Below are 940 nucleotides of genomic sequence, written 5' to 3' on the forward strand. Positions count from 1 at the left end.
GGCGTGTCCGCCGGAACGCTGATCGTGGGGTTTGATCAAATTGTGTTGTGGCGCGTGGTGATCTGACGGATGCGGAGTGGGCGATCCTGGAGCCGATGCTGCCGGCACCGACGCCGGGACGCGGTGGCCGGTGGGGTGATCGCCGTCGGGTGATCAACGGGATCCTGTGGCGGATGCGGACAGGCGCGCCGTGGCGGGATGTGCCGGAGCGGTATGGGCCGTGGAAGACCTGTTATGAGCGTTATCGCCGGTGGGCGGCGGACGGAACGTGGGCGCGGCTCAAGCGGCAGGTCCAGAGCCGGGCCGAAGCGGCGGGAGACATCGACTGGGATGCCCAGGTCGATTCCACGATCGTGCGCGCCCACCAGCACGCGGCGGGTGCCCGTAAAGGGGGCTGAGTCCGGAGGAATCGCGGGCAGCCCAAGGACTTGGGCGGTCGCGGGGCGGCCTGACGTCCAAGATCCACAGTATCACCGAGGGCCGGGGAAGATCGTTGGCGACCCGTGTCACGCCAGGTCAGGCTGCTGACACGAAGCAGTTGGAGTCGTTGCTGGACGACATCGCGGTGCCCCGGCCTGGCAAGGCCGGTCGGCCGCGCAAGCGTCCGGACTCGCTGACCGGGGACAAGGCCTACGGCAGCAAAGCCAATCGCGCCGCGTTGCGCAGCCGCAAGATCAAGGCGGTGATCCCCGAACGCCGGGATCAGGTCAACAACCGGCTGCGCAAGGGATCGGCCGGTGGACGGCCCCCGTCGTTTGACAGCGCCCAGTACAAGCAGCGCAATCAGGTTGAGCGAGGGTTCAACCGCCGCAAGCAGTTCCGCGCAGTGGCTACCCGCTACGACAAGCTGGGCAGCCACTGGCAAGCCACCAACGACCTGATTGAGGTCATCGACTGGATCCGCGCTACGCCAGACAAAACCTGATCATGACCCGGCGGA

At 67.1% G+C, this 940-nt stretch carries 1 protein-coding gene; it reads left to right on the top strand.

What is annotated here, in order from left to right:
• Positions 1 to 47 precede the first annotated feature (47 nt).
• Positions 48 to 925, top strand: a protein-coding gene (locus tag SK803_RS46360; protein WP_406601681.1) for an IS5 family transposase whose coding sequence is annotated in 2 segments (ribosomal slippage) — positions 48 to 395 and positions 398 to 925 — 876 coding nt in all. Because the reading frame shifts where the segments join, the coding sequence is not laid out codon by codon here.
• The last annotated feature ends 15 nt before the right edge of the window (positions 926 to 940 follow it).

It is taken from the genome of Lentzea miocenica (genome assembly GCF_033949945.1).
Taxonomy (GTDB): Bacteria; Actinomycetota; Actinomycetes; order Mycobacteriales; family Pseudonocardiaceae; genus Lentzea; species Lentzea miocenica.